General features: G+C 51.2%; 28 protein-coding genes and 1 other RNA gene. 17 read left to right on the top strand and 12 right to left on the bottom strand.

The window, feature by feature from the left end; genetic code table 11:
* Window positions 1–3: 3 nt before the first annotated feature.
* Genes lptA through EA58_RS04965 form a run of 5 tightly spaced genes read right to left on the bottom strand, consistent with a single transcriptional unit; the run spans window position 4 to window position 3,571 of the window.
* Window positions 4–504: a lipopolysaccharide transport periplasmic protein LptA gene (lptA, locus tag EA58_RS04985; RefSeq protein WP_036749701.1), complete on the bottom strand. Its 501-nt coding sequence runs from the start codon at window positions 502–504 to the stop codon at window positions 4–6.
* A complete protein-coding gene (gene lptC, locus EA58_RS04980; protein WP_036749699.1) occupies window positions 485–1,048 on the bottom strand; it encodes an LPS export ABC transporter periplasmic protein LptC in 564 nt (187 codons plus the stop codon). Before lptC ends, lptA begins: the two co-directional genes overlap by 20 nt.
* On the bottom strand, window positions 1,045–1,605 hold the full coding sequence (gene kdsC / locus EA58_RS04975) for a 3-deoxy-manno-octulosonate-8-phosphatase KdsC (protein ID WP_036749697.1): 561 nt from the start codon (window positions 1,603–1,605) through the stop codon (window positions 1,045–1,047). The genes lptC and kdsC overlap by 4 nt, the downstream gene beginning before the upstream one ends.
* Window positions 1,605–2,576, bottom strand: coding sequence for a KpsF/GutQ family sugar-phosphate isomerase (locus EA58_RS04970; protein WP_036749695.1), 972 nt, complete (start codon window positions 2,574–2,576; stop codon window positions 1,605–1,607). Before EA58_RS04970 ends, kdsC begins: the two co-directional genes overlap by 1 nt.
* A 14-nt stretch (window positions 2,577–2,590) precedes the next feature.
* Window positions 2,591–3,571 carry a calcium/sodium antiporter gene (locus EA58_RS04965; protein ID WP_036749692.1) on the bottom strand — a complete coding sequence of 327 codons (981 nt, stop codon included), beginning with the start codon at window positions 3,569–3,571 and terminating at the stop codon, window positions 2,591–2,593.
* Between the two features lie 420 nt (window positions 3,572–3,991).
* Between EA58_RS04965 and mlaF the strand changes: the two genes are divergently transcribed.
* The 7 genes from mlaF to murA are packed head-to-tail and all read left to right on the top strand — an operon-like array spanning window position 3,992 to window position 8,614.
* Window positions 3,992–4,804: a phospholipid ABC transporter ATP-binding protein MlaF gene (gene mlaF, locus EA58_RS04960; RefSeq protein WP_036749689.1), complete on the top strand. Its 813-nt coding sequence runs from the start codon at window positions 3,992–3,994 to the stop codon at window positions 4,802–4,804.
* 44 nt (window positions 4,805–4,848) lie between these two features.
* Window positions 4,849–5,631, top strand: coding sequence for a lipid asymmetry maintenance ABC transporter permease subunit MlaE (gene mlaE, locus EA58_RS04955; protein WP_036749686.1), 783 nt, complete (start codon window positions 4,849–4,851; stop codon window positions 5,629–5,631).
* A 2-nt stretch (window positions 5,632–5,633) separates the two neighbouring features.
* Window positions 5,634–6,113: an outer membrane lipid asymmetry maintenance protein MlaD gene (gene mlaD / locus EA58_RS04950; RefSeq protein ID WP_036749683.1), complete on the top strand. Its 480-nt coding sequence runs from the start codon at window positions 5,634–5,636 to the stop codon at window positions 6,111–6,113.
* A gap of 10 nt (window positions 6,114–6,123) precedes the next feature.
* Window positions 6,124–6,762 (top strand): phospholipid-binding protein MlaC, encoded by a 639-nt coding sequence (mlaC, locus tag EA58_RS04945; protein WP_036749680.1) that lies wholly within the window; start codon window positions 6,124–6,126, stop codon window positions 6,760–6,762.
* A 2-nt stretch (window positions 6,763–6,764) separates the two neighbouring features.
* A complete protein-coding gene (locus EA58_RS04940) occupies window positions 6,765–7,079 on the top strand; it encodes an STAS domain-containing protein (RefSeq protein WP_036749677.1) in 315 nt (104 codons plus the stop codon).
* 13 nt (window positions 7,080–7,092) lie between these two features.
* Complete coding sequence (ibaG, locus tag EA58_RS04935; RefSeq protein ID WP_036749674.1) at window positions 7,093–7,347, top strand: BolA family iron metabolism protein IbaG; 255 nt, start codon at window positions 7,093–7,095, stop codon at window positions 7,345–7,347.
* 10 nt (window positions 7,348–7,357) lie between these two features.
* On the top strand, window positions 7,358–8,614 hold the full coding sequence (murA, locus tag EA58_RS04930) for a UDP-N-acetylglucosamine 1-carboxyvinyltransferase (RefSeq protein ID WP_036749672.1): 1,257 nt from the start codon (window positions 7,358–7,360) through the stop codon (window positions 8,612–8,614).
* 136 nt (window positions 8,615–8,750) lie between these two features.
* Here the strand turns inward: murA and degS are convergent, their stop codons facing one another.
* The 3 genes from degS to zapG form a co-directional block, all read right to left on the bottom strand.
* On the bottom strand, window positions 8,751–9,815 hold the full coding sequence (degS, locus tag EA58_RS04925; protein ID WP_036749669.1) for an outer membrane-stress sensor serine endopeptidase DegS: 1,065 nt from the start codon (window positions 9,813–9,815) through the stop codon (window positions 8,751–8,753).
* Window positions 9,816–10,011: 196 nt separating this feature from the next.
* Window positions 10,012–11,379 (bottom strand): Do family serine endopeptidase, encoded by a 1,368-nt coding sequence (locus EA58_RS04920; protein WP_036749666.1) that lies wholly within the window; start codon window positions 11,377–11,379, stop codon window positions 10,012–10,014.
* 153 nt (window positions 11,380–11,532) lie between these two features.
* On the bottom strand, window positions 11,533–11,973 hold the full coding sequence (gene zapG / locus EA58_RS04915) for a Z-ring associated protein ZapG (protein WP_036749664.1): 441 nt from the start codon (window positions 11,971–11,973) through the stop codon (window positions 11,533–11,535).
* A 198-nt stretch (window positions 11,974–12,171) separates the two neighbouring features.
* Between zapG and zapE the strand changes: the two genes are divergently transcribed.
* The 8 genes from zapE (at window position 12,172) to sspB (ending at window position 18,479) form a co-directional block, all read left to right on the top strand.
* The gene (gene zapE, locus EA58_RS04910; RefSeq protein WP_036749661.1) at window positions 12,172–13,275 is read left to right on the top strand and encodes a cell division protein ZapE; all 1,104 of its coding nucleotides are present in this window, start codon (window positions 12,172–12,174) and stop codon (window positions 13,273–13,275) included.
* A 233-nt stretch (window positions 13,276–13,508) separates the two neighbouring features.
* The gene (rplM, locus tag EA58_RS04905; RefSeq protein WP_036749658.1) at window positions 13,509–13,937 is read left to right on the top strand and encodes a 50S ribosomal protein L13; all 429 of its coding nucleotides are present in this window, start codon (window positions 13,509–13,511) and stop codon (window positions 13,935–13,937) included.
* 15 nt (window positions 13,938–13,952) lie between these two features.
* Entirely contained in the window at window positions 13,953–14,345 is a 393-nt protein-coding gene (rpsI, locus tag EA58_RS04900; protein ID WP_036749656.1) for a 30S ribosomal protein S9, read from the top strand.
* A gap of 337 nt (window positions 14,346–14,682) precedes the next feature.
* Entirely contained in the window at window positions 14,683–15,273 is a 591-nt protein-coding gene (gene petA, locus EA58_RS04895) for a ubiquinol-cytochrome c reductase iron-sulfur subunit (RefSeq protein ID WP_036749851.1), read from the top strand.
* Window positions 15,273–16,538, top strand: a complete 1,266-nt coding sequence (locus EA58_RS04890; protein WP_036749653.1) for a cytochrome b — start codon at window positions 15,273–15,275, stop codon at window positions 16,536–16,538. The genes petA and EA58_RS04890 overlap by 1 nt, the downstream gene beginning before the upstream one ends.
* A complete protein-coding gene (locus tag EA58_RS04885) occupies window positions 16,535–17,275 on the top strand; it encodes a cytochrome c1 (RefSeq protein ID WP_036749650.1) in 741 nt (246 codons plus the stop codon). The genes EA58_RS04890 and EA58_RS04885 overlap by 4 nt, the downstream gene beginning before the upstream one ends.
* Before the next feature lie 86 nt (window positions 17,276–17,361).
* Entirely contained in the window at window positions 17,362–18,000 is a 639-nt protein-coding gene (gene sspA / locus EA58_RS04880) for a stringent starvation protein SspA (RefSeq protein ID WP_036749648.1), read from the top strand.
* Window positions 18,000–18,479, top strand: coding sequence for a ClpXP protease specificity-enhancing factor (sspB, locus tag EA58_RS04875; RefSeq protein WP_036749644.1), 480 nt, complete (start codon window positions 18,000–18,002; stop codon window positions 18,477–18,479). The genes sspA and sspB overlap by 1 nt, the downstream gene beginning before the upstream one ends.
* Before the next feature lie 138 nt (window positions 18,480–18,617).
* Here sspB and EA58_RS04870 read toward each other — a convergent pair whose 3' ends face one another.
* From EA58_RS04870 to EA58_RS04855, 4 genes are read right to left on the bottom strand one after another with little or no spacing between them, the layout of a single operon-like run.
* A complete protein-coding gene (locus EA58_RS04870; protein ID WP_036749641.1) occupies window positions 18,618–19,154 on the bottom strand; it encodes a BON domain-containing protein in 537 nt (178 codons plus the stop codon).
* A 3-nt stretch (window positions 19,155–19,157) separates the two neighbouring features.
* Window positions 19,158–19,748: a phosphoheptose isomerase gene (locus EA58_RS04865; protein WP_036749638.1), complete on the bottom strand. Its 591-nt coding sequence runs from the start codon at window positions 19,746–19,748 to the stop codon at window positions 19,158–19,160.
* Between the two features lie 3 nt (window positions 19,749–19,751).
* Entirely contained in the window at window positions 19,752–20,126 is a 375-nt protein-coding gene (locus tag EA58_RS04860; RefSeq protein ID WP_036749635.1) for a YraN family protein, read from the bottom strand.
* Window positions 20,104–21,936 (bottom strand): penicillin-binding protein activator, encoded by a 1,833-nt coding sequence (locus tag EA58_RS04855; protein ID WP_036749633.1) that lies wholly within the window; start codon window positions 21,934–21,936, stop codon window positions 20,104–20,106. The genes EA58_RS04860 and EA58_RS04855 overlap by 23 nt, the downstream gene beginning before the upstream one ends.
* 61 nt (window positions 21,937–21,997) lie before the next feature.
* Between EA58_RS04855 and rsmI the strand changes: the two genes are divergently transcribed.
* Both rsmI and rnpB read left to right on the top strand, forming a co-directional pair.
* Window positions 21,998–22,858 carry a 16S rRNA (cytidine(1402)-2'-O)-methyltransferase gene (gene rsmI / locus EA58_RS04850; protein WP_036749631.1) on the top strand — a complete coding sequence of 287 codons (861 nt, stop codon included), beginning with the start codon at window positions 21,998–22,000 and terminating at the stop codon, window positions 22,856–22,858.
* A gap of 98 nt (window positions 22,859–22,956) precedes the next feature.
* Window positions 22,957–23,338: RNase P RNA component class A (rnpB, locus tag EA58_RS20815), an RNA gene on the top strand.
* Window positions 23,339–23,577: the final 239 nt, after the last annotated feature.

Here is a 23,577-nt window from a genome sequence, read left to right as displayed (position 1 = left end):
TATTTATGGTTTTTGCTTGAGCTGGTTCGGCTGCAAAATCGTGATCACACGCTGTTGAACGCCACTGGTGGCGACCAGTTTCTGCTCATCAATCTTATAGCTGATGGTCTTGCCCTTGATTTCACTCCCTTCCTGAACCAGTACGGCTTTATCGGTCATTTTCAGGAACTCGGTGGCTGTCTCGTAGCGCATTTGCATCGCTGAGCCATTGATGGGCTTGCCATTATCCATCTTCTGGTAAAAGGTGGCAGGTGAGCCATAGGCATCAATGGTTTGCTGATCACCGTTCTGATTCTGGCGGGTGACGACAATCTTATCCGCGCGGATATCAATACTGCCCTGACGCAGCGAAACATTGCCGGTGAAGGTCACCACGTTTTTCTGAATGTCTAGCTCCTGACTATCCGAATGGATGTAAATGGGCTGTTCGGTATCGTTGCTTAATGCCCAGCCGGATGTGCTGACTGCCAGGCAAAGCAGGGCGCTAATTTTGCAAAGCTTCATATCTACCTTTTACATTGTTCATCAGGGTCGCCACACTGCGCTCCATATTACCTTTCATACCAATCCCTTCATTCTGAAAGGCGCTGCCGGTAATTGTGACCGGATCGGGCGTATCGAAATCTTTGCTGATTAAATCCAGCCGCAGTGTATCTGTTGTTATCGCTTCAATGGCGGAGTCGGGTAACAGGTTGAAGATTCTTACATTACCAGACATCTGCAGGATGTGTTCTTTATTTAGTGTGGCGTGGTTTGCACTGATACGCCATTCGGTTTCATCGCCATTTTTGTAAACCCAAATCACCGGTTGCCGGAAATCTGTGTTGCCGCTGAGATTGAAATATTCCAGGGTTTCCGATTCGATTCGATAGCTGCGAATGCCTGTTTCTGTATAAGAGGTATTTTTGACCCCTTTACCCGTGAAGATCGGTTTCTCGGTATCCGGTGCGATCTGGACTTCCTGCTGCCAGTGTTTCTGGAGCAGGTAATAACCGGTCCATGCGCACAGCACAATCAGCAGCGCATAAATCAGCCGGTTCAGCGTCATATGCTCAGTCCTTTATGCTGATCCAGCTCACCACGTGCTTCTAAAATCAGATCACAGACTTCACGCACGGCACCGTAGCCCCCTTTGATTCGGGTTGTGAGCTTGGCGCGTTGTGCCAGCAGCGGATGGCCATCGGCAACACAAACGGAAAGACCGACTTCGGCCATGACTGGCCAGTCAATCAGATCATCGCCAATATAGGCGGTGTGTTCTGGGGCGATGCCCAGTTTTTCCGTGAGATCTCTGTAGGCCGCCAGTTTGTTATCCTGCCCCTGATAGATATGGCGGATTCCCAGCGCTGACATCCGGTCTTCGACAATCTGTGAACGTCGGCCAGTCATAATGGCGACTTCAACACCGGCTGCCATCAGCGATTTGATGCCATAGCCGTCACGGGTATGGAAGGTTTTCAGTTCCTCACCCTGATTGCCCATGTAGATTCGACCATCAGAAAACACGCCGTCTACATCACAAATCAGCAGACGAATGTTTTTGGCGGTATTGAAAGTCGTGTGTGGAACGGGTCCGTACAGGGTTGTTTGCATGGCGTTTGTCATTACATTACTCCAGCTCTGAGCAGGTCATGCATGTTCAGAGCGCCCACCAGTTGTTGATCATCAACAACAAGCAGGCCGTTGATTTTTCTTTCTTCCATCAGTTTCAAACCTTCGGCAGCCAGAACCTGAGAGGAAATCGTGCTCGGATTCGGAGACATGACGTCACCAATCGGGGTCTGATGGATATCGATACGTTTATCGAGCAGCCGGCGCAGGTCACCATCGGTAAAAATACCGCGTAGCTGCCGGTTGTCATCGACGATGGCGGTCATGCCAAGTCCCTGACGGGAGACTTCCAGCAGGGCATCTTTGATGCTGGCGTCCAGATGAACAACGGGCAGACGCTCCCCGCTATGCATGACATCGCTGATTCGCAGCAGGAGTTTGCGTCCGAGTGCACCGCCCGGGTGGGAGAGGGCAAAATCATCGGCGGTAAAGCCACGGGCTTCCATCAGCGCGATGGCCAGTGCGTCTCCCATCGCCAGAGTTGCTGTGGTACTGGAGGTTGGGGCCAGATTCAGCGGGCAGGCTTCCTGAGAGACCGTAATCTGTAAATGCACCTGAGCCAGCCGGGCCAAGGTAGATTCCGGTTTGCCTGTCATTGCAATCAGTTGAATGCCCTGACGTTTCATTACCGGGAGCAGGGTCAGAATCTCACCTGCTTCCCCAGAGTTTGAGATGGCCAGCACGATGTCGCGTTTATCCAGCATTCCCAGATCACCATGACTGGCTTCTCCCGGGTGAACGAAAAAGGATGGGGTTCCGGTGCTGGCCAGTGTGGCGGCAATTTTATTGCCGATATGGCCGGATTTGCCCATGCCCATGACGATCACTTTGCCCTGACAACGGCGGATCAGTCGGCAGGCCTCGCTGAAGCTGCCGTTGATATACTGGGACAGCCCCTTGAGGGCTGTCGATTCGATTTCAATTACGCGTCGGCCAATCCGGCCGTAGTCAAAGGAATCAGGCATAGTGTCGCTCTCTGTTAGGCTGACAGATTATAAAGCAGATAACCCTGGTAAGCGATAAAGCATAAAATTAGCACCAGGCCCTCAAAACGATTGATCCGGCGACGCTTGCCCAGCGCCATCAGAACCAGCAGGACTGAAACGCCCAGCATAATATAGAAGTCGCGGCCCATCGCCAGCGGACTGAGTACGGAAGGGTTCAGGAGGCCCGGAATTCCCATCACGGCTAAGATGTTGAACACATTGGAGCCGATAATGTTCCCCACAGCCATGTCATCCTCGCCTTTGTAAATACTGGCGATGGATGCCGCAAGCTCAGGCAGGCTGGTGCCGACTGCAATGATGGTCAGTCCGATCACCAGATCGCTCATGCCGAAATGTTTGGCGATGGTGACTGCTGAGTCAACCAGCATGCCGGCAGCGTAAGGCAGCAGAACCAGGCCGATGATCACCCAGACAATCGCAGCCATATTGCTGACCCCGTCCGGGATTTCAGATTCCTGTTCTTCCAGCAGGATATCCTGTGCCTGATGATTGTTGTTTTTGCTGTTGTTCCTGCTGATTTTCAGCATGGCCAGGATAAAAATAACGAAGAGAACAACCAGCAGGAGGCCTTCGAAGAAGCCCAGGTAGCTGTCCCAAAGCAATGCACCGGCAATCAGTGTGACCACCATCATCAACGGGAGTTCACGGCGGATAATGCCTGAACTGATTGATAGCGGCTTTAAAATAGCAGTCAGGCCCAGAATGAACGCAATATTGGCGATATTCGAACCCAGAACGTTCCCGACGGCAGTGTCGGTTTTTCCTGCCAGTGCGGCAGTGGCAGAGACCATCATTTCCGGGGCAGAGGAGCCCATGGCCAGAATGGTCATCCCGATAATCAGTGGGGCGACCCCCAGATTTTTTGCCAAGGCTGCTGATCCAAATACAAGTCGATCTGCACTCCATACCAGCAATGCGAGTCCGATACAGAGCAACACGATGGCTTCAAGCATTCTTATCCCTTATTTCATTTTTATGTGAGCGATTTTTAAGAGAGCAATTTTGACGTTTCACTGACGAAAATGGAAGGAAAAGCCATGAGTATTTGCCGCGCTGGCTGTGATCTTCGTGGGGGAATGGTCGACTTTAGCCGAAATTTATAGAAGTAAAAAATGAAATCCGTCGGGTATTGGTTCTATACAGGTCATTTATGATATAAAAAACACGGTTCATAAAATGTACTGTTGAATGAACAATACAGTCAATCTGTCGGTGGTCTGAAAAATCACAACGTTCTGACAGCACTTGCCTTGAGTTGCTCGGGGATTCTACCTATGATCAACCCGGCTTTGATAACTATTTAATAATATTCATTTATGCCTGCCATGAGCCGGATCCCGGATGGATTCAATCAGCAGGTGATTAGGAAGGTTATGACCGCAACCGAAGCGCTAATTCGAATTCATCACCTGACGTTTTCCCGGGGTGAACGCAAAATCTTTGATGATGTGTCGATGACTGTCCCGAAGGGGAAGATTACCGCCATTATGGGACCGTCAGGGATTGGTAAAACAACATTGCTTCGTCTGATCGGTGGGCAATTGATGCCGGATCAGGGCGAAGTCTGGTTTGACGATCAGAATATCCCGGCTTTATCGCGCCGCGAGCTTTATCAGGCGCGTAAGCGGATGAGCATGCTGTTTCAATCGGGCGCTTTATTTACCGATATGACAGTCTTTGACAATGTGGCGTTTCCGCTGCGGGAACACACCGATTTACCGGAAGATCTGCTGCGAACACTGGTCTTACTTAAATTAGAAGCCGTTGGATTGCGTGGTGCAGCCAACCTGATGCCGAATGAGTTGTCCGGTGGGATGGCGCGGCGGGCCGCACTGGCCAGAGCGATCGCCCTGGATCCAGATCTCATCATGTATGACGAACCTTTTGTCGGACAGGACCCGATTACGATGGGAGTCTTGGTGAAGCTGATTCACAGTTTGAATCATGCCTTGGGCATCACTTCTGTGATTGTGTCGCATGATGTGCCGGAGGTGATGAGCATTGCGGATCATGTGTATCTGCTGTCAGGTGGAAAAATTATTGGCAGCGGTACACCGGATGAGCTGAATGCAAACCCTGATCCAAGGGTTCGGCAGTTTTTGGATGGCGATGCGGACGGCCCCGTTCCTTTCAAGTTTCCGGCTCAGTCGCTGGAGCAGGATTTGTTCATTCAGTCAGCCTCTTAACCGTCGGGTGAATGCGATATCGTGAATAAAGGTATTTTCATAATATGTTAACGGATTTTGTTGCACGGCTCGGGCATCGCTCACTGTCCCGCTGTCGGACCTTGGGGCGGGCGAGCCTGTTGCTGTTTGGTGCGCTGGTGAGTAAACCACAGCCGGCCAAAATGTTCCCGCTGCTGATGAAACAGCTTTACAGCGTGGGTGTGTTGTCTGTGGCGATCATTATGGTTTCCGGTTTGTTTATCGGCATGGTGCTCAGCCTTCAGGGATTTATTGTGCTGGTGGATTTTGGTGCTGAAACCAGCTTGGGGCAGATGGTGGCTTTGTCTTTGCTGCGTGAGCTGGGACCTGTCGTGACCGCGCTGTTGTTTGCCGGCCGTGCCGGTTCGGCACTGACCGCTGAAATCGGTTTGATGAAAGCGACAGAGCAGATCTCCAGCATGGAAATGATGGCTGTCGATCCGTTGCGTCGTGTTGTTGCGCCGCGTTTCTGGGCTGGGGTGATTTCGATGCCGCTGCTGGCAATGCTCTTTATTGCCATTGGTATCTGGGGTGGCCAGTTGGTCGGCGTTAACTGGAAAGGTATCGATCATGGCAGCTTCTGGTCTGTGATGCAGTCTTCGGTTGAATTGGGCTATGACATTGGGAACAGCCTGATCAAATCACTTTGTTTTGCGATCACCGTGACCTGGATTGCGGTGTTTAACGGGTTTGATGCCGTGCCGACATCTGAAGGGATCAGCCGGGCAACGACCCGGACCGTCGTGAATTCTTCACTGGCGGTATTAGGATTGGATTTTGTGCTGACAGCACTTATGTTTGGGAATTAATCATGCAACAGAACAGACAATTAGAATTATGGGTCGGCACTTTTGTCCTGGCAGGGATTGTTGCCTTGCTGGTGTTGATCTTTCAGGTCGCGGATGTCAGAAATCTGGGTGGCTCAGAGACTTATAATCTGAAAGCGCGTTTTGACAATATTGGCGGTCTGAAAGTGCGTTCCCCTGTGAAAGTGGGCGGTGTCACCATTGGTACCGTGAGTGATATTACGCTGGATACGACGACTTATGTTCCTGTCGTGACACTGGCGATTGATCAAAAGTTCGGTTACTTCCCAGAAACCAGTTCGGCTGCCATTCTTACATCAGGGCTGCTGGGAGAGCAGTATCTGGGGCTGACGCCAGGCTTTGTCGATGAAGGCATTGTGATGCTGGAAGATGGCGACATCATTGAAGATACCAAATCCGCACTGGTGCTGGAGGAGATGATTGGTCAGGTACTGTACAGTATTGGGAACGACGGCGATAACTAAGGAATAAACCATGAAAGTATTCAAAATCTTCTGGCTTGCGTTCGTTGCCAGTCTACCGCTGTTTGCTCATGCGGCACCGGTTGATAAAAGTGATCCTTATAAAATGATGGAGGCTGTATCACAGCAGACATTTGCCCGTTTAAAAGCAGAGCAGCCACAAATTCAGCGTAATCCTGAACACCTGCGGACTGTGGTTCGTCAGGAGTTGCTGCCTTACATCAACACCCGTTATGCCGCTTACAAAGTGCTTGGCCCGCAGTTGAAGCAGACCAGTAAAGAACAGCGTAATGAGTTTGTGAATGCATTTTCTGATTACCTGGTCGCTTCTTACGCTCAGGTGCTGACGCAGTATACGAATCAGGAGATTCGCATTGAGCCGGCCAGGAAAGTACCGGCGAATAGTTCGATTGTGTCGATTCGCGTGGATATTCTGGATCCTCAGCGCCCGCCCATCCGTCTGAATTTCAAATTGCGTAAAAATAAGCAAAGCAATGAGTGGCAGGGATATGACATGGTTGCTGAAGGCGTCAGCATGATCACAACGCAACAAAGTGAGTGGAGTGGCCGGCTGCGGACGGAAGGAATCGACAAGGTGACCCGGGATCTTCGTGCGATTTCGGCTAAGCCAATCAAGCCAGAGGGAAAATGACCATGAATCATGGCGCCATCCATTGGCAAGTGCTGGAAAATGGCCATTATCGCTTGTCAGGGGCGTTGGAACGTGACACAGTGCCAGCCTTTTGGCAGCAAAGACGTGAATGGATGCCACAAGATGCTAAGGTCACGATCGATCTGTCTGACCTGGCTCGGGTAGACTCTTCAGGTATGGTGATGTTACTGCATCTGCAAAGGGAACTCAGTCAGGCGGGACGTCATCTAGTGTTGCAAAGAGTGCCGGAACAATTGTTCACGCTGCTCCGCCTTAGTCATGTCGACACGGTGCTGGCTGCCTGTATGGAAGTGTAGTTGAGGATAGCTTGTGGAAACATCTGAAATTAAACAAATTCTAGAGAATGCATTGGCGCTGGACGAAGTCATTGTCAGTGGTGAGGGGAGTCACTATCAGGTGATTGCCGTTGGCGCGATGTTTGAAGGGATGAGCCGCGTGAAAAAACAGCAGGCGGTTTATGCGCCACTGATGTCGCACATCGCCAGTAATGCCATCCATGCCTTGTCCATTAAAGCCTACACTCCTGAAGAGTGGGCGCGCGACAAGAAGCTGATGTCTTTGTAAGAGAAAACCAATGCAGAAGTTTCGAATCCAGGGCAATGGCCCTTTACGCGGCGAAGTCGCGATCTCAGGTGCTAAGAATGCAGCCCTGCCTATTTTATTTGCTTCGCTTCTAGCGGAGGAGCCGGTTGAAGTCGGCAACGTACCGAAGCTGAAAGACATCGACACCACGATGGAGCTGCTAAGCCGTCTGGGTGCCAAAGTAGAGCGCAATGGCTCTGTTTATGTCGATGCCAGCAATATTACCGAACACTGTGCGCCTTATGATCTGGTGAAAACCATGCGTGCATCTATCTGGGCACTGGGTCCACTGGTCGCTCGCTTTGGTCGGGGTCAGGTGTCTTTGCCGGGTGGTTGTGCTATTGGTGCACGGCCGGTGGATCTGCACATTCATGGTCTGGAGCAACTGGGGGCTACAATCACCCTGGAAGAAGGCTATGTGAAAGCAGAAGTTGCTGGTCGCCTGAAAGGCGCGCATATCGTGATGGATAAAGTCAGTGTGGGCGCGACTGTCACGATTATGTCGGCGGCGACGCTGGCGACGGGTAAAACCGTGATCGAAAATGCGGCTCGTGAGCCGGAAATCGTGGATACGGCAAATTTCCTCAATACGCTGGGTGCAAAAATCACTGGTGCCGGAACCGACACTGTGGTGATCGAAGGCGTTGATCGTTTGGGTGGTGGTTACCATGAAGTGGTGCCGGATCGTATTGAAACCGGAACGTTTCTGGTTGCCGCGGCCATCTCTGGCGGGAAAGTTGTTTGCCGCAATACCCGTCCGTCTCTGCTGGAAGCAGCATTAGCGAAACTGGAAGAGGCGGGTGCACTGATTGAAACCGGTGAAGACTGGATCAGTCTGGATATGACAGATCGCGAGCTGAAAGCCGTGAATATTCGAACTGCGCCACACCCGGGTTTCCCGACGGACATGCAGGCTCAGTTCTCACTGCTGAATCTGGTTGCCAAAGGCACTGGGATTATCACGGAAACGATTTTTGAGAATCGCTTTATGCATATCCCGGAATTGATTCGGATGGGAGCGCATGCGGAGATCGAAGGCAATACCGTGATCTGTGGTGAGACGGAAGGCTTGAGTGGTGCGCAGGTGATGGCGACGGATCTGCGGGCTTCTGCCAGTCTGGTGATTGCCGGTAATATTGCGAAAGGCGAAACCATCGTTGATCGTATTTATCATATCGACCGTGGTTACGAGCGCATTGAAGAGAAATTGCGTGCTTTGGGCATGCAGATCGAGCGCTTCAGCGAATAAGTCTTTCTCACTGATTTTCCAGGCACGGCCTGCTGTGCCTGGGGTATTTCATGGCTTGATTGTTTTTTGTGATACTGTAGTTTTCTTCTTTTCTTCTTTTCTTCTTTTCTTCTTTTCTTCTTTTCTTCTTTTCTTGTTATCGGTCCGGTTCGTCACCAATCAGAACGTTGAGCTTTTTCGGTTGCCCGTTCCGCAGAACAGTCATTTCGACATAAGTTCCGGGGCGAAGCTCAGTGACAATATCCAGTACATTTCGCATGTCTGTGACCGGCTTATCGCCGATCTCTACCAGAATGTCCTGAACCTTAAATCCTGCTTTGTAAGCCGGCCCGTTGGGATCCATCCCCATGACGATAATGCCGCTGACCTGGTCGGCATCATAAAGTCGTGCCATCACCGGATTGATTTCCCGGCCATCAATGCCGAGATAACCGCGGATCACCCGGCCATCGGCAATCAGTTTGTTCATGATTTTTTGGGTGAGCTTGAACGGAATGGCAAAGGAGATGCCATAGGTTTCGATATCTGTTGCCTGCTGGAAAGAGGCGGTGTTGATCCCGACCAGCTCCCCACGTGTATTCACCAGCGCGCCACCAGAGTTACCGTCATTGATTGCAGCATCCGTTTGCAGGAAGTCCTGTCGGCCGTAGAAGCTCATCCCGGAGCGTCCGGTGGCTGAGATAATCCCGTAGGTTGTGGTTTGACCCAGATTGTACGGGTTCCCGATGGCCAGTACCACGTCGCCAACCGAGGGGGCATAATCTGGGTTGAGGGGGATGACGGGTAGGTTTTCCGACTGAATCTTCAGCACGGCGATGTCTGTTCGCTTGTCTTTACCAATCAGCTGAGCCGTAAAAATACGGCTGTCCTGAAGTGCGACAATCACTTGATCGGCTTCAGCAACGACATGGTAGTTCGTGACGATATAGCCTTTTTCACTCATGATGACGCCAGAGCCAAGCCCTTGGGTGCTGAGTTGAAGGCGATCCTCAGCGTTATAGCGACGATTGTAAATATTCACTACCGCTGGCGAGGCCCGGCGGACGGCATAGCTGAAAGAGATTTGCTGAGGAATAGAGGGCTGGCCGTTTAATGCGGCTGTCGGGGAAAACATTTGGCTGCGCAGGCCCGGGAAAGCAAGTAGCAGTAGTCCAGCCGTCAGAACGCCCAGTAAGGCGGATCGACCTAAAAATGCCAGCATTGATGCTCTCCCGATTGACCTACGTTTTGCGTTGATTGCAGAAAGTTAAAAAACCGCTTGAGAATAGCATTTACATCCAGTTTTCAACAAGTCGAAGCGGTGCGGAGTTGCGAGAAATGTAAAAATGTGAAAAGTCCGGGCAATGGCCCGGACTGATGAGAGGGTGAATGATTTATCGAACAATTTATCAAACGATTTATCGGATGATGAGGTAGAGCTCGTGCACGTCGCGTTTGATCTCCAGAGCCAGGACTGACGGCTGTTTATCCAGCGCCTTCCGCAGTTCTCCCAGATTTCGGATCGGCTGTCGGTTCAGTCCGATAATAATGTCGCCTTCTTTGAGGCCGTAGCGTGCAGCCATTGACTGCGGATCAATGCGGGTGACTTTGACCCCTTTGACCTTGTCCGCAGCCGTGGTGTTACTGAATTCAGCACCTTGCAGGCTCTGATGCAGATGGTCTGCTTTCAGATTGGCCATTTCGGCTTCTTGCAGGGTGACGCTAAAGTCCATTTCATCTCCGTCACGCAACACGCCAAGTTTAACTTTCTTGCCAGCACCTAAGGTCGCAATTTTGGCGCGCAGTTCCCCAAAAGTACGGATCGCTTTATCATTGACAGAAACAATAATATCTCCTGCTTTCAGGCCCGCTTTTTCAGCTGCGGAGCCTGGCATGACCTGATTGACGAAGGCACCGTGGTTTGTTTCGTAGCCAAAGGCTTCGGCCAGCTCAGAGGTGAGTTCTCCCCCCTGAACACCCAGGACGCCACGTTTGACTTCACCATATTCAAGGATCTGGCCGGTCAGGTTTTTCACCATGTTTGAAGGAATGGCAAAGCCAATCCCTACGTTCCCGCCGTTCGGGCCAAGAATCGCGGTATTGATACCCACCAGTTCGCCGTTCAGGTTCACCAGTGCACCACCGGAATTACCGCTGTTGATGGCAGCATCCGTCTGGATGAAATTCTCGAAGTTTTCGATATTGAGGCCACTGCGGCCCAGAGCGGAAATGATCCCTGACGTCACCGTCTGACCCAATCCGAATGGGTTACCGATTGCGACAGAAAAATCACCGACGCGCAGTTTATCCGAGTCTGCCATTTTGATGGCTTTCAGGTTTTTGGTGTTTTCCAGACGAAGCAGCGCAATATCTGACATTTCGTCGCTGCCAATGAGCTCCGCTTTCAGCTCCCGGCCATCATGGAGCTGAACCATGATTTTATCCGCACCGTCAATCACGTGATGGTTGGTGACGACATAACCTTTATTTGCATTAATAATGACGCCCGAACCCAAACCTCGGAATGGACGTTCCTGCAGTTGTTCGCTCGGGAAGTTTGGCCCGAAAAAGTAGCGGAAGGGCTCCGGGATCTGTTGTTTAGAAACATGCTTGCCTTCGACGGCGATACTTACTACGGCTGGGGTGACTTGCTCCAGCATTGGGGCCAGGCTGGGTAGCTGCTGCTCATTGACAGCCAGAGGTAGAGCGGCAGAGGCTGTGACAGGGGACATCACTGCGCTAATACTGAACGCCAGCGCACTCAATACAAGGAAAGGTTTTTTCATCGTGACTCAACTCCGGTTTAACAAGTGCTTATTACGACTGGCAAAATCGGGCAAAGTTCCGAACATGATTCAGTTTGAAACAAATTGTGAATTTCAGACCCTGACCGTGGCGCCTCAGAAAGGGGATGACACGGTCAGGCGGACAAGGTCGTATTAGCTCGCTTTTGCGGGTTCTTCCAACGGACGTTCTTCTGTTTTCAACAGGCCCGAGGCACCATTGGCGTAGTCGCGTGGTGGTTGGGTGGACTCTTCCTCGCTGTCAGATTCAGGCGCTTCTGCGACAGCAGTGAGCGTACTGATGCGCTGTGAGAACGGATTATCCTGTTCAGGCAGGTTGGGCATCAGCTCGGCAGAGGTTTTTGCCATGTGCTCATAGAGTTTGCTGTAATCTTTTGCCAGGTTGTCGAGCAGATCTGAACTGCGGGCAAAATGATCGATGAGTTCCTGACGATACTGCTCCAGCTGATACTTGGTTTTATCCAGTTCTTTTTGTAGCTCTTTTTGCTGCTTCAGATTTTTATTCCCCAAACGGGCGGCAAAAGCACCGACCAGCGCGCCTGCGACAAAAATCAAAATCGCGTAGATCCAAGCCATGAAAAACTCCTTGTGACTGTGAGTACAACAGGTTGACCTGTTTTTTATCTAATAAGCATATCGGCCTATTAGGGGGTTATTTAGTTACTATACATGCACATGAAGTGTCGTGGTACTATCTACGACTAAAGATGGAAATATTCAGAGGCATGGGTTGTGCTGACAACTGATGGCTCTCAGTGACTGAGCAGGATGAGGATGACTCCGGAACAACGCTATCAAAACGATCTGAAAAACCCCGGCTTTTTGCCTGATGCGGCTCAGGCAATGGCGGTTTCTCACCTGGATGATCTCTATCATCGGATGCTGGCGCCCAAGCCGGTACCCGAGAAGCCGACATTGCTCGGACGTTTGTTCAGGCGCCAAACGCAAGTGTCAGTCAAACCGGTGAAAGGTTTGTATTTCTGGGGTGGCGTCGGTCGCGGCAAAACATATTTGGTTGATACTTTCTTTGACTGTTTGCCGACGGAACGCAAAATGCGGATGCACTTTCACCGATTTATGCACCGTGTTCATAAGGAAATGCAGTCTTTAGGGCATCAGACTGATCCACTGGAAACGGTCGCGGATCGTTTTAAGCAAGAGACGGACATCATTTGTTTCGATGAGTTTTTTGTCTCAGATATCACCGATGCGATGATCCTGGGGACCCTGTTCCAGGCATTGTTCCGTCGCGGGATTACGTTGGTGGCAACGTCGAATATCCCGCCGGATGAGCTTTACCGCAATGGCTTGCAGCGAGCCCGTTTTCTGCCTGCGATTGACCTCATCAAAGAGCACTGTGAGGTCGTCAACGTCGATTCAGGTGTGGATTATCGTCTCCGGACACTGGAGCAGGCGGAGATTTATCACTGGCCGCTTGATGCCCGCGCGGCGGAGAATATGAAGCACTACTTTATGCAGTTGTCGGTGGAGCCCCGCCGTGAAGGTGGTGAGATCACGATCCATGACCGGCCGATTGCAACCTGTCATGAAGCCGATGGTGTGGTTCATTTTACTTTTGAGGCACTTTGCCGTGGCGCACGCAGCCAGAGCGATTACATGGAAATTGCTCAGATGTATCACAGTGTCTTGTTGTCCAATGTACCGGTGCTGACGGAAAAAGACGATGATGCAGCCCGCCGCTTTATTGCCATGGTGGATGAGTTTTACGAACGGCATGTCAAACTGATCATCTCTGCGGAAGCCAGTATGGCGCAATTGTACCAAAGTGGCCGACTGAGCTTTGAGTTCAAGCGCTGCTGTTCGCGATTGATTGAAATGCAGAGCCATGAGTATCTGGCCCGGCCGCATCTGGCATAGCTCTTGTTTAACAAAGACTGCCATTTGTCAGTAGGGGAAAAGTCAGAACTTTTTTTGAAAAAAAGGTGATTTTTTCCCCATGCTTCCGTATAATCCTGCGACCCACCGTACCTGTGACGGCGTTATGCCGGGAGTGCCAACCACTCGAAGGGGTGATGACTGGGCTCTATATACAGAGAGAGCGCTTTGCGTTCTTAGAAAGTGAAACTATTTAAATTTGGGTAAGAATTAGCATGAAAACTTTCGTTGCTAAACCAGAAACTGTAAAACGTGACTGGTATGTTGTAGACGCTGAAGGTAAAACACTGGGTCGTCTGTCAGCAGAAATCGCATCTCGTCTGCGCGGTAAGCACAAGCCTGAGTATACTCCTCACGTTGACACCGGTGACTACATCGTTGTTATCAACGCTGAGAAAGTTGCAGTAACTGGCGCGAAACGTACTGATAAGATGTACCACCGTCACACTGGTTACATCGGCGGTCTGAAAACTATCAGCTTTGACAAGCTGCTGGACAAAAAGCCAGAAGCTATCATTGAAATCGCTGTGAAAGGCATGCTTCCTAAAGGTCCTCTAGGCCGTGCTATGTTCCGTAAACTGAAAGTTTACGCAGGTAGCGAGCACAACCACGCTGCACAGCAGCCACAAGTTCTAGACATCTAATTGGGGAACATGACAATGGCAGAGAATCAATACTACGGCACTGGCCGCCGCAAAAGCTCAGCTGCTCGCGTTTTCATCAAACCGGGTACTGGCAACATCGTAATTAACAAGCGCAGCATCGACGTATACTTCGGTCGTGAAACTGCTCGCATGGTTGTTCGTCAGCCACTTGAGCTGGTTGAAATGACTGAGAAGCTGGATCTGTACATCACTGTGAAAGGTGGTGGTATCACAGGTCAGTCTGGTGCGATCCGTCACGGTATCACTCGCGCTCTGATGGAATACGATGAGACTCTACGTCCTGCTCTGCGTGCAGCTGGCTACGTGACTCGTGACGCTCGTCGCGTTGAACGTAAGAAAGTTGGTCTGCGTAAAGCACGTCGTCGTCCACAGTTCTCTAAGCGTTAATTCAACGCACCAGATTTTTTTCTGGTTACTGTGTACCGCAAAGCCCAGCCATTGGCTGGGCTTTTTGTATTTATTGTCAAAATTATTGAAAAACTGGCACGAATCTTTGCGTTTTTTACACTTGACGAAAACGTAAATTATGCACACAAATCTCTCACAATTGCGGTGTTTACCTTGTCTTAAAGTAGGGTTTTCTTTATCATTTGCCGCGATAAATAGCAGCATGAAAATTCTTAATCAATAAGCTGTTGAGTCTTTCCGTAGAAAGTTAGCCGTAAGCTCCAGGGACGCAGAAGGAAAATATAATCCTGAGCGGGAGCACATGGGAGAATGTTGGATGAGCAAAGCGCCAGTAAGTAACGGCCGACGCCGCTTCCTGACTGCGACGACCTCGGTTGTTGGAGGCTTAGGTGCAGTCGCTGTCGCCGTACCCTTTATCAAATCCTGGAATCCGAGCGCCAAAGCCAAGGCCGCCGGTGCACCAGTTGAAGTTGATATCAGTAAACTCGAAGAAGGCCAGATGATCCGCGTAGAGTGGCGAGGCAAGCCGGTGTGGGTAGTACGCCGTAGCCAAGCTATTCTGGATGAATTGCCGACTCACGACGACCGACTGCGTGACCCGCAGGCCGCTGAGCCTCAGCAGCCTGCTTATGCCACGAACGAATACCGTTCACGCAAACCTGAAATTTTTATTGCCGTTGGTATCTGTACCCACCTTGGCTGTTCGCCAACTTATCTGCCAGACACATTTAGTGAGCAGGTGAGTGGTGTTCCTGCCGGCTTCTTCTGCCCATGCCACGGCTCTAAATTCGACTTGGCTGGTCGTGTGTTCCAAGGCGTGCCTGCACCACTGAACCTGGTGGTTCCACCGCACATGTTCCTGAACGACAACACGATTTTAGTGGGTCAAGATGAGGAGACGGCATAATGGAAGCCTTTCTGGGTTGGATTGAAAAACGTCTGCCAGTGATGAATGCTTATAAAAAGCATATGTCTGAATACCCGATGCCGAAGAACTTTAACTTTTGGTATCTGTTTGGCTCACTGGCCATGCTTGTACTGGTGAACCAGATCCTGACGGGTATCTGGCTGACCATGAACTATGTACCATCGGGTGATGGTGCCTTTGCCTCCGTTGAATACATCATGCGTGATGTGGATTACGGTTGGTTGCTGCGTTATATGCACTCAACGGGTGCATCTGCATTCTTCATCGTGGTTTATCTGCACATGTTCCGTGGTCTGATCTACGGTTCATATAAGAAACCACGTGAATTGCTGTGGTTGTTCGGGATGCTGATCTTCCTGGCACTGATGGCGGAAGCCTTCATGGGTTACCTGCTGCCATGGGGCCAGATGTCTTACTGGGGTGCTCAGGTTATCATTTCTCTGTTCGGCGCAATCCCAGTGATTGGTGACGATCTGACCCTGTGGATCCGGGGCGACTACGTGATCTCAGGTGCGACACTGAACCGCTTCTTTGCGCTGCACGTCATTGCACTGCCAATCGTTCTGTTGTTACTGATTGTGCTGCACATTCTGGCGCTGCACGAAGTGGGCTCGAACAACCCGGACGGTATTGAAACCAAACTGCCAAAAGGCAGCAAAGGTGACAATTACGCTTCAAGCTTTAAGTTCCACGAGTACTACACCAAGAAATACGACATCATTGATTCTGTGCCTTTCCACCCTTACGGGACGGTGAAGGACATGGTTGGCGTGGCGATTTTCGCCTTCCTGTTCAGTTATGTGATTTTCTTTAACCCTGAAATGGGCGGCTATTTCCTTGAGCCACCTAACTTTGAAGCGGCGAACCCGCTGAAGACGCCTGAACACATTGCACCAGTATGGTACTTCACGCCTTTCTATGCGATTTTGCGTGCGGTTCCAGACAAGCTGCTGGGTGTAATCGCGATGGGCCTGTCGATTGCAATGCTGTTTGTCCTGCCGTGGTTGGATCGCTGTAAAGTGCGTTCTTACCGTTACCGCAGCAAGCTGCATCTGGCTAACATCGTTCAGTTCACTATCTGCTTCATTGCACTGGGTATTCTGGGTGCGCTGCCTGCGACGCCTGTCTATACCCTGATGGCGCAGATCTTCAGTTTCGGTTACTTCATGTTCTTTGTTCTGCTGTTCTTCTACAGCAAGAATGAAGCAACCAAACCGCTACCAGAGAGGGTCACATACAAATGAAAAAGCTGATGGTTATGCTGCTTGCCCTGTTGCCGTCTCTGGCGATGGCGGCTGGTGGCCACAATGTTCACCTTGATGCGGCAAATAATGATTTGTCGGACAAGGCTTCACTGCAACGTGGTGCGCGTACCTTTGTTAACTATTGCTTTGGTTGTCACGCCACTCAGTATCAGCGTTACCAGCGTGTTGCCGAGGATCTGGATATTCCGGCTGAACTGATGAAAGAAAACCTGATTTTCGATCAGGATGCAAAGATCGGTAGTCTGATGACGAACGCCATTTCCAAGGACTATGCAGCAGCTTCATTCGGTGCACCTGCACCGGATCTGACGCTGGTTGCCCGGGTTCGTGGTACGGATTGGCTGTACACGTATCTGCGCTCTTTCTATGCTGACCCAAGCCGTCCATTTGGCGTGAATAACCTGGTTTTCCCAAGCGTGGGTATGCCGCACGTTCTGGAAGAACTGCAGGGTACACCGCGTCAGGTTTTTGAAACCCGTACGATTGACGGACAGGACGTTCAGGAGTTTGTTGGCCTGGAGTCTGATGGTAATGGCGAGCTGAACCCTGAAGAGTATGATGCGGTTGTTCGCGATCTGGTGAACTTCCTGGAGTACTCTGCAGAACCAATGAAGCTGGAACGCCAGCGTCTGGGTCTGTGGGTGATGGGCTTTATCGTGATCTTCTTCGTTCTGACGCTACTGCTGAAGAAAGAATATTGGCGCGATGTCCATTGATCGGGTAATCTAGTGCGTTAAGAAACTCGCAATGGGGGCAAGTGCCCCCGTTGCTTTTTGTGTATATGAGTATACTGGAGGGGTTGATGGCTGTAGCTGCCAATAAACGCTCTGTGATGACGCTGTATTCTGATGCTTCGGATATGTATAGCCATCAGGTGCGTATTGTACTTGCAGAAAAAGGCGTAAGTGTTGAGATTGAGCTGGTTGAACCAGACAACTTGCCTGAGGATCTGCTTGACCTGAATCCATACAATTCTGTTCCAACTCTGGTGGACCGTGAACTGGCGCTGTATCAGGCCGGTATTATCATGGAATATCTGGATGAGCGTTTTCCTCACCCACCTCTGATGCCAGTATATCCGGTTGCTCGTGGTAACAGCCGCCTGATGATGTATCGCATTGAGCGTAACTGGTATTCACTGGCTGAGAAGATCGAAAAAGGCTCCGCTGATGAAGCCGAGAAAGCGCGTAAACAACTGCGTGAAGAGCTGCTGGCCCTGTCTCCTGTGTTCGCTGAATTCCCATATTTCATGAGTGAAGAGTTCAGCCTGGTTGACTGTTACCTGGCGCCGCTGTTGTGGCGTTTGCCGTCAATGGGTATTGATCTTATCGGTCCGGGCTCTAAAGAAGTGAAAGCCTATATGAGTCGTGTTTTTGAACGTGATTCATTCTTGGCGTCTCTGACTGAAGCTGAGCGCGAAATGCGACTGGCGGGTCAGTAATGGAAATGGCGGAGATGACCCCGCGCCGTCCTTATTTGGTGCGGGCTTTCTATGACTGGTTGGTGGACAATGATTTGACACCGCATCTGGTTGTTGATGCGACGCTGCCAGGGGTTCAGGTGCCGCAGGAGTTTGTCAGTAATGGGCAGATTGTTCTGAACCTGGCACCTCGTGCAGTGGGTAATCTCGAGTTGGGTGATGAAGCGATTCGTTTCAATGCCCGCTTTGGGGGGCGTCCTCAAGTTGTGGCTGTACCTCTGGCCGCAGTGATGGCGTTGTATGCACGCGAGAATGGTGCAGGCACAATGTTTGAGCCTGAACCGGCATACGAGTTGTCTTCAAGTGAGTCTGACATTGCTGAAGTGGTTGCTGAGGAAGAACCATTTTTGGCTGTGACCAGTGATGACAGTGGTCATGATGCGTCGGAAGATGACACACCACCTCCTCGTGGGCGCCCTAGCCTCAGAGTTGTGAAGTAGTTTTCACTCTTCCCGCCAAGAAAAAAGCAGTGCCTCTTGATGAAGCACTGCTTTTTTATTTTTTGTCCCTTTTTTACTTTTTGTCCATTGGAATCTTCACATCGAAATCACCTGAACATTGATTGCGACCTCATGCACTTAGTCCGTGTACTCAAAGGCTTTGATTACATGTTTCACACCATCAATATTCCGGGCGATATCTGCTGCAATCTGTCCTTGTTCCCGGGTGACAAAGCCCAACAGATAAACGCGCTGGTTTTCTGTCGCGACTTTCACAGCGCTGTTTCGTAACTTTTTACTGGCGATCAACTGAGCTTTGACTTTGGTCGTCAGCCAACTGTCCCGACCAACATCGGCCAGTGTTGGCAGTGGGCCAATTTGTAACTGGTTATAGACGGCTTTCACAGAACCCAGTTGTTTGACATCTGCGACCAATTGTTCGGCTGTTGTTTGATCGACGGCCTGACCAACCAGTAAAACTTTCCCTTCGGTCGAAATGGCATTGACTCGGGTTTTGTTCTGATAGGGTGGTTTATTGACGATACCGCCAATTTGCATTGCGACGTGTTGATCCTGCCAGTGCTGCTGGCCGCTGCGTGGGTCTGTTTGCAGCAATGTGCCACAGCCCTGAAGCAGGAACAGGAGCAATAAAGCGATTCGGGAAATGCACTTCATGGCTTACCCTTCGTGCTGAGGAAACAGAATCTGATCGATCAGATCGCACAGGCAGTGGACGGTCAGTAAATGACCTTCCTGGATCCGTGCCGTGCGCTGTGAAGGGATTCGAATTTCCACATCCTGCACACCGAGCAGGCCCGCCATTTCTCCGCCATCTTTGCCGGTCATGGCAATGATGTTCATGTCCCGGGTCAGCGCCGCTTCCATCGCTTTGATGATGTTTTTACTATTGCCGCTGGTAGAGAATACCAAGAGGATATCGCCCGCTTGACCCAGCGCGCGAATCTGTTTCGAAAACATTTCGTCCTGATGATAGTCGTTGGCCACTGCGGTCAGCGTGGTGGTGTCTGCAGTCAGCGACAGGGCTGGCAGGCTGGGACGCTCGGTTTCAAAACGGTTAATCAGACAGGAAGCAAAATGCTGGGCGTTAGCCGCTGAGCCGCCGTTTCCGCAGCATAGAATTTTATTGCCGTTCAGCAGACTCTGAACCATGAGCTGCGCGGAACGTGAGATGGCATCCGGCAGGGCTTCTGCTGCTGCGATCTGAGTTTGAATACTTTCGGTAAAGCTTTCTTTGATGCTCTCTAGCATATGTCACTCTTCGACTAAGGTATTGGTCAGCCACGTAATATGGCGGTCATCGCCTTGAATGGCGACAACATCAAACCGTAGCTGGCAGTGTTCGGCTGAGAGACCTTGTGAATGCAGCCAGTACAGCGCGGCACGTTTCACTCGTTGTTGCTTGCGCCAGTCGATGGCTTCAGCCGCTGAACCATAGCGATTGTGGGCACGGAATTTGACTTCAATGAATACCCAGCAGCCGCCGTCTTTCATGATGAGATCCAGTTCGCCGCCCCGGCAATGGATATTGCGGGCGACACTGGTCAATCCCTGGCGTTGCAGGTACTGCTCCGCCAGAGATTCATAATGGTACCCTTGCCGGCGCCTATTGAACAGGTTCAATACCATTGGCGGTAAACATGGCCCAGTCCAGCTGGCGTTGCACGACACAATGATCGTCGATACTGAGCTGGCCGGTTCGGCCCTGGGTACTGTAACTGTCGACGACTTTCATCTGAGGCAGTTCAGTGATCATTCGGTATGCGTCCATGCCAAAAGCATGCAGACGGATCATCCCGTTTTTCTGCCCTGGCCACAGCTGTTCAAATTTTTGCATAAACGGCTGATCCGGGGCGGCAAGCAGCGGGATATCACTGAATTCAATCCCAGACAGCTCGTTCATGCCGGCTTTGCTATCCGGATTTGCGCGCGAGCTGGCATAGAGTTTCGGTGGTGTAACATCCGGGTTAATGGCGACCTCAATGAAGGGCTTCAGCAACGTGACTTCATTACGGTTGGCGATGAGATAAACCGCATCCGTATCTCTGCGGCTACGGGCCTGAGTTTTCAGCGAAATGCCCAGTACCTGCTCCATTTGCTGGTTGCGGGCGCGGCTGTCAGTCAGACCGAAGACGGCTGCAATCTGATTTTGAATGTCACGGCTGGAGCCAAAGGTTTGCAGTTCAGCCTGTTTGCCCGTCAGCGTTTGCCATTTCTCTACAAAAGCCTGGCTGACCCGGCGGCCAAAGCCGTTGGCTGGTGCCATGACCATTGGATTGTGGTGACCCGCGGCATAGAGGTGCTGTGCAGCCTGCTCAGCTTCCTGTTCTGGCGAAAGTGAAAAATAGCAGGTGTTCGGCTGACTGAGATCTAAATTCTGTGGTTCATTCAGGGCCAGCTGTGTGATGTTGCCACCTTCAGTGGACTGAAATTCTGTGATGAATTCTTTCCGGAGCGGGCCAATCACGAGCTGAATACCATCTTGCTGAAGCTTGTTGACGATGCTGAACATGGGTTCAGATTCAGTATCGTAAATGGACAGTTCCGTGCTTGGGTCACGCTCGCCATCTTCAAGCATGGCATTGAGGAAACCGTCGCGAACGGCTTTGCCCTGGCTTTCAAATTTGCCAGAGAGTGGCAGCAGCAAGGCGACCTTTTCGAGTTCAATGACTTCCAGGCTCATGATGGCCTGAAGTTCGGCAGGCAGGGAAGTGTTGGCCGGGTGATCCGGATGGGTCGACAGCCAGTTCTCTACTTCAGATTTCAACCGGACCGGGCGCTGCGCATAAGCGTTCTTCAGCAGGCTCAGCTCGACCCAACCCTGCAGGACAGTTTCATTGGCAGCGATCTTCGCACTTTGGAGCTGATGGGTATTGTATTGCGATAAATCTTGCCACAGGTTCTGCCAGTTCACCTCTTTTTCACTGCTGTTGAGGTACTGAGCCAGGGAGGTACGCTCACGGGCAGCTTCGAAATATTGCTCGGTCTGGTTCAGTAACTCGGCCCGCAGGAGGTGGTAGCGGCGGTACTGATTTTCGGACAACGGCCACCACGGCAGGAAATTCAGGGTTTCCAGTGCGGCTTTGGGTTGCCCTTGCTGGTAACGTAATGTTGCACGAGCCAGCTGCCATTCTGCCATTTGCACCGGAGACATGTTCATGCCAGCCAGCTTACTGGCTTGCTGATCGGCCTGCGACCAACGGCCTTCTTTAATCAGGGCTTTCAGGGCCAGAATGTGCCAGTCGATACGGATGGCACCTTCAGAGGTTTCCGCTTTCAACAGGTAGTTGGTCGCCGAATCAGTGGCTGGGGCAGTGATATCCGCAGTATAGGATGTCGACTGTGTGCCCGGTGCTGAACAGCCTGCCAGGATCACGGCAAGGGCCACAGGGGCCAGAATACGTGATACACTTTTGCGCTTATGGGTAAAATTAAGCATTGAATTCATTCAACTGTGACAAATTACTCTCTATATTAATTGCAGATGAGATCATAGACAAATGAGTGAGACCAATTCGTGTTCGGTGGATGTCGCAACTTTGTACATCGTTCCGACCCCGATCGGCAATTTAGCGGATATCACCCATCGCGCGCTGGAAGTTCTTGCCAACGTGGACTTAATTGCTGCCGAGGACACACGCCATACCGCTCGCCTGTTGTCCCATTTTGCCATTTCTACCCGAACGTTCGCTTTGCATGATCACAATGAACAGCAGAAAGCGGATGTACTGATTGACAAATTACGTCAGGGCAGCAGCATTGCGCTGGTCTCTGATGCCGGTACGCCTCTCATCAGTGATCCAGGATATCATCTGGTGACACGTTGTCGTCAGGCGGGTGTTAAAGTTGTGCCTTTGCCAGGTGCCTGTGCGGTGGTAACGGCGTTAAGTGCCTCGGGGCTGCCATCGGATCGCTTCAGCTTTGAAGGCTTTCTGCCTGCGAAGAGCAAAGGACGACAGGATACATTTCGTGCTTTGATGGAAGACCCTCGTACCCTGATTTTTTATGAGTCGCCACACCGCATTCTGGATTCTCTGGCAGATATGCTGGCTGTTCTGGGCCCGGAACGGCAGGTGGTTCTGGCCCGGGAACTGACCAAAACATTCGAGACCATTCATGGTGCGCCGCTGGGCGAGCTGATCCCCTGGCTGAACGAAGACAGTAATCGGATCCGGGGCGAAATGGTGTTGCTGGTTGCCGGCCATCGTGCAGATAAAGAAGAACTGCCGGCGGAAGCGCTGCGGACGCTGAAGATCCTGGTGGCGGAATTGCCGCTGAAGAAAGCAGCGGCCATGGCCGCAGACATTCACGGTGTGAAAAAGAACGCACTGTATAAATGGGGACTGGAACACCTGGACTGAGCCGGAATCACAGAGTACTGTTTACTTTCTCATCAGTTTGCGTCTAAAGGTGATCTTTCTCTGGTATCCGGACGGGGAGTTTTATACAATCCGCGGTCTGAGTTGACCAGGTAACCGCTGCTTCGTTGATGTCCTTTGGGAGACTGACGAGGGGGAGGAAAGTCCGGGCTCCACAGGACAGGGTGCCAGATAACGTCTGGGGGGCGTAAGCCTACGACCAGTGCAGCAGAGAGCAAACCGCCGATGACTCGCTTGCGAGAACAGGTAAGGGTGAAAGGGTGCGGTAAGAGCGCACCGCGCGACTGGCAACAGTTCGTGGCATGGTAAACTCCACCCGGAGCAAGACCAAATAGGTCCCTAATGGCGTGGTCCGCGCTGGGGACGGGTAGGTTGCTTGAGCCTGCGAGCGATTTCAGGCCTAGAGGAATGGTTACCGCCGCGTAAGCGGAACAGAACCCGGCTTATCGGTTGACTCACTTCATTTTGGAAAGGTGATGTTTGCATTCGTGCGGGCATCACCTTTTATCGTTTCTGGGGGGCAACAAACATTTCTCCCCTGACATTGTCTGGGGAGTCGTGAAGAACTGTCGGCTCCGGGACAAAACAAGGCTGCTGCATCAAATGTTTGTCAGAAGCGTCGTCGCTGTCTTGACAACATTTTTGTCGCCTTCGTACACTTCGTGTTGGTTTTTTGCGGGAAAAATGCGGATTCTGTGGCA

It is taken from the genome of Photobacterium galatheae (genome assembly GCF_000695255.1).
GTDB lineage: Bacteria > Pseudomonadota > Gammaproteobacteria > Enterobacterales > Vibrionaceae > Photobacterium > Photobacterium galatheae.
The sequence above is the reverse complement of the archived record's forward strand: the minus strand, read 5'-3'. Positions and strand labels throughout refer to the sequence as shown.

What these genes read in the sequence shown, in the direction of transcription:
- zapE (WP_036749661.1), top strand. Translation starts at nt 12,172, where the DNA reads ATGACTCCGGAACAACGCTATCAAAACGATCTGAAAAACCCCGGCTTT.
- EA58_RS04865 (WP_036749638.1), bottom strand. Translation starts at nt 19,748, where the DNA reads ATGCTAGAGAGCATCAAAGAAAGCTTTACCGAAAGTATTCAAACTCAG.
- rpsI (WP_036749656.1), top strand. Translation starts at nt 13,953, where the DNA reads ATGGCAGAGAATCAATACTACGGCACTGGCCGCCGCAAAAGCTCAGCT.
- EA58_RS04860 (WP_036749635.1), bottom strand. Translation starts at nt 20,126, where the DNA reads ATGGTATTGAACCTGTTCAATAGGCGCCGGCAAGGGTACCATTATGAA.
- EA58_RS04885 (WP_036749650.1), top strand. Translation starts at nt 16,535, where the DNA reads ATGAAAAAGCTGATGGTTATGCTGCTTGCCCTGTTGCCGTCTCTGGCG.
- lptC (WP_036749699.1), bottom strand. Translation starts at nt 1,048, where the DNA reads ATGACGCTGAACCGGCTGATTTATGCGCTGCTGATTGTGCTGTGCGCA.
- lptA (WP_036749701.1), bottom strand. Translation starts at nt 504, where the DNA reads ATGAAGCTTTGCAAAATTAGCGCCCTGCTTTGCCTGGCAGTCAGCACA.
- degS (WP_036749669.1), bottom strand. Translation starts at nt 9,815, where the DNA reads ATGCTGGCATTTTTAGGTCGATCCGCCTTACTGGGCGTTCTGACGGCT.
- rsmI (WP_036749631.1), top strand. Translation starts at nt 21,998, where the DNA reads ATGAGTGAGACCAATTCGTGTTCGGTGGATGTCGCAACTTTGTACATC.
- mlaC (WP_036749680.1), top strand. Translation starts at nt 6,124, where the DNA reads ATGAAAGTATTCAAAATCTTCTGGCTTGCGTTCGTTGCCAGTCTACCG.
- murA (WP_036749672.1), top strand. Translation starts at nt 7,358, where the DNA reads ATGCAGAAGTTTCGAATCCAGGGCAATGGCCCTTTACGCGGCGAAGTC.
- EA58_RS04855 (WP_036749633.1), bottom strand. Translation starts at nt 21,936, where the DNA reads ATGCTTAATTTTACCCATAAGCGCAAAAGTGTATCACGTATTCTGGCC.
- mlaE (WP_036749686.1), top strand. Translation starts at nt 4,849, where the DNA reads ATGTTAACGGATTTTGTTGCACGGCTCGGGCATCGCTCACTGTCCCGC.
- petA (WP_036749851.1), top strand. Translation starts at nt 14,683, where the DNA reads ATGAGCAAAGCGCCAGTAAGTAACGGCCGACGCCGCTTCCTGACTGCG.
- zapG (WP_036749664.1), bottom strand. Translation starts at nt 11,973, where the DNA reads ATGGCTTGGATCTACGCGATTTTGATTTTTGTCGCAGGCGCGCTGGTC.
- sspB (WP_036749644.1), top strand. Translation starts at nt 18,000, where the DNA reads ATGGAAATGGCGGAGATGACCCCGCGCCGTCCTTATTTGGTGCGGGCT.
- mlaF (WP_036749689.1), top strand. Translation starts at nt 3,992, where the DNA reads ATGACCGCAACCGAAGCGCTAATTCGAATTCATCACCTGACGTTTTCC.
- kdsC (WP_036749697.1), bottom strand. Translation starts at nt 1,605, where the DNA reads ATGACAAACGCCATGCAAACAACCCTGTACGGACCCGTTCCACACACG.
- sspA (WP_036749648.1), top strand. Translation starts at nt 17,362, where the DNA reads ATGGCTGTAGCTGCCAATAAACGCTCTGTGATGACGCTGTATTCTGAT.
- mlaD (WP_036749683.1), top strand. Translation starts at nt 5,634, where the DNA reads ATGCAACAGAACAGACAATTAGAATTATGGGTCGGCACTTTTGTCCTG.
- EA58_RS04890 (WP_036749653.1), top strand. Translation starts at nt 15,273, where the DNA reads ATGGAAGCCTTTCTGGGTTGGATTGAAAAACGTCTGCCAGTGATGAAT.
- EA58_RS04965 (WP_036749692.1), bottom strand. Translation starts at nt 3,571, where the DNA reads ATGCTTGAAGCCATCGTGTTGCTCTGTATCGGACTCGCATTGCTGGTA.
- EA58_RS04920 (WP_036749666.1), bottom strand. Translation starts at nt 11,379, where the DNA reads ATGAAAAAACCTTTCCTTGTATTGAGTGCGCTGGCGTTCAGTATTAGC.
- EA58_RS04970 (WP_036749695.1), bottom strand. Translation starts at nt 2,576, where the DNA reads ATGCCTGATTCCTTTGACTACGGCCGGATTGGCCGACGCGTAATTGAA.
- rplM (WP_036749658.1), top strand. Translation starts at nt 13,509, where the DNA reads ATGAAAACTTTCGTTGCTAAACCAGAAACTGTAAAACGTGACTGGTAT.
- EA58_RS04940 (WP_036749677.1), top strand. Translation starts at nt 6,765, where the DNA reads ATGAATCATGGCGCCATCCATTGGCAAGTGCTGGAAAATGGCCATTAT.
- EA58_RS04870 (WP_036749641.1), bottom strand. Translation starts at nt 19,154, where the DNA reads ATGAAGTGCATTTCCCGAATCGCTTTATTGCTCCTGTTCCTGCTTCAG.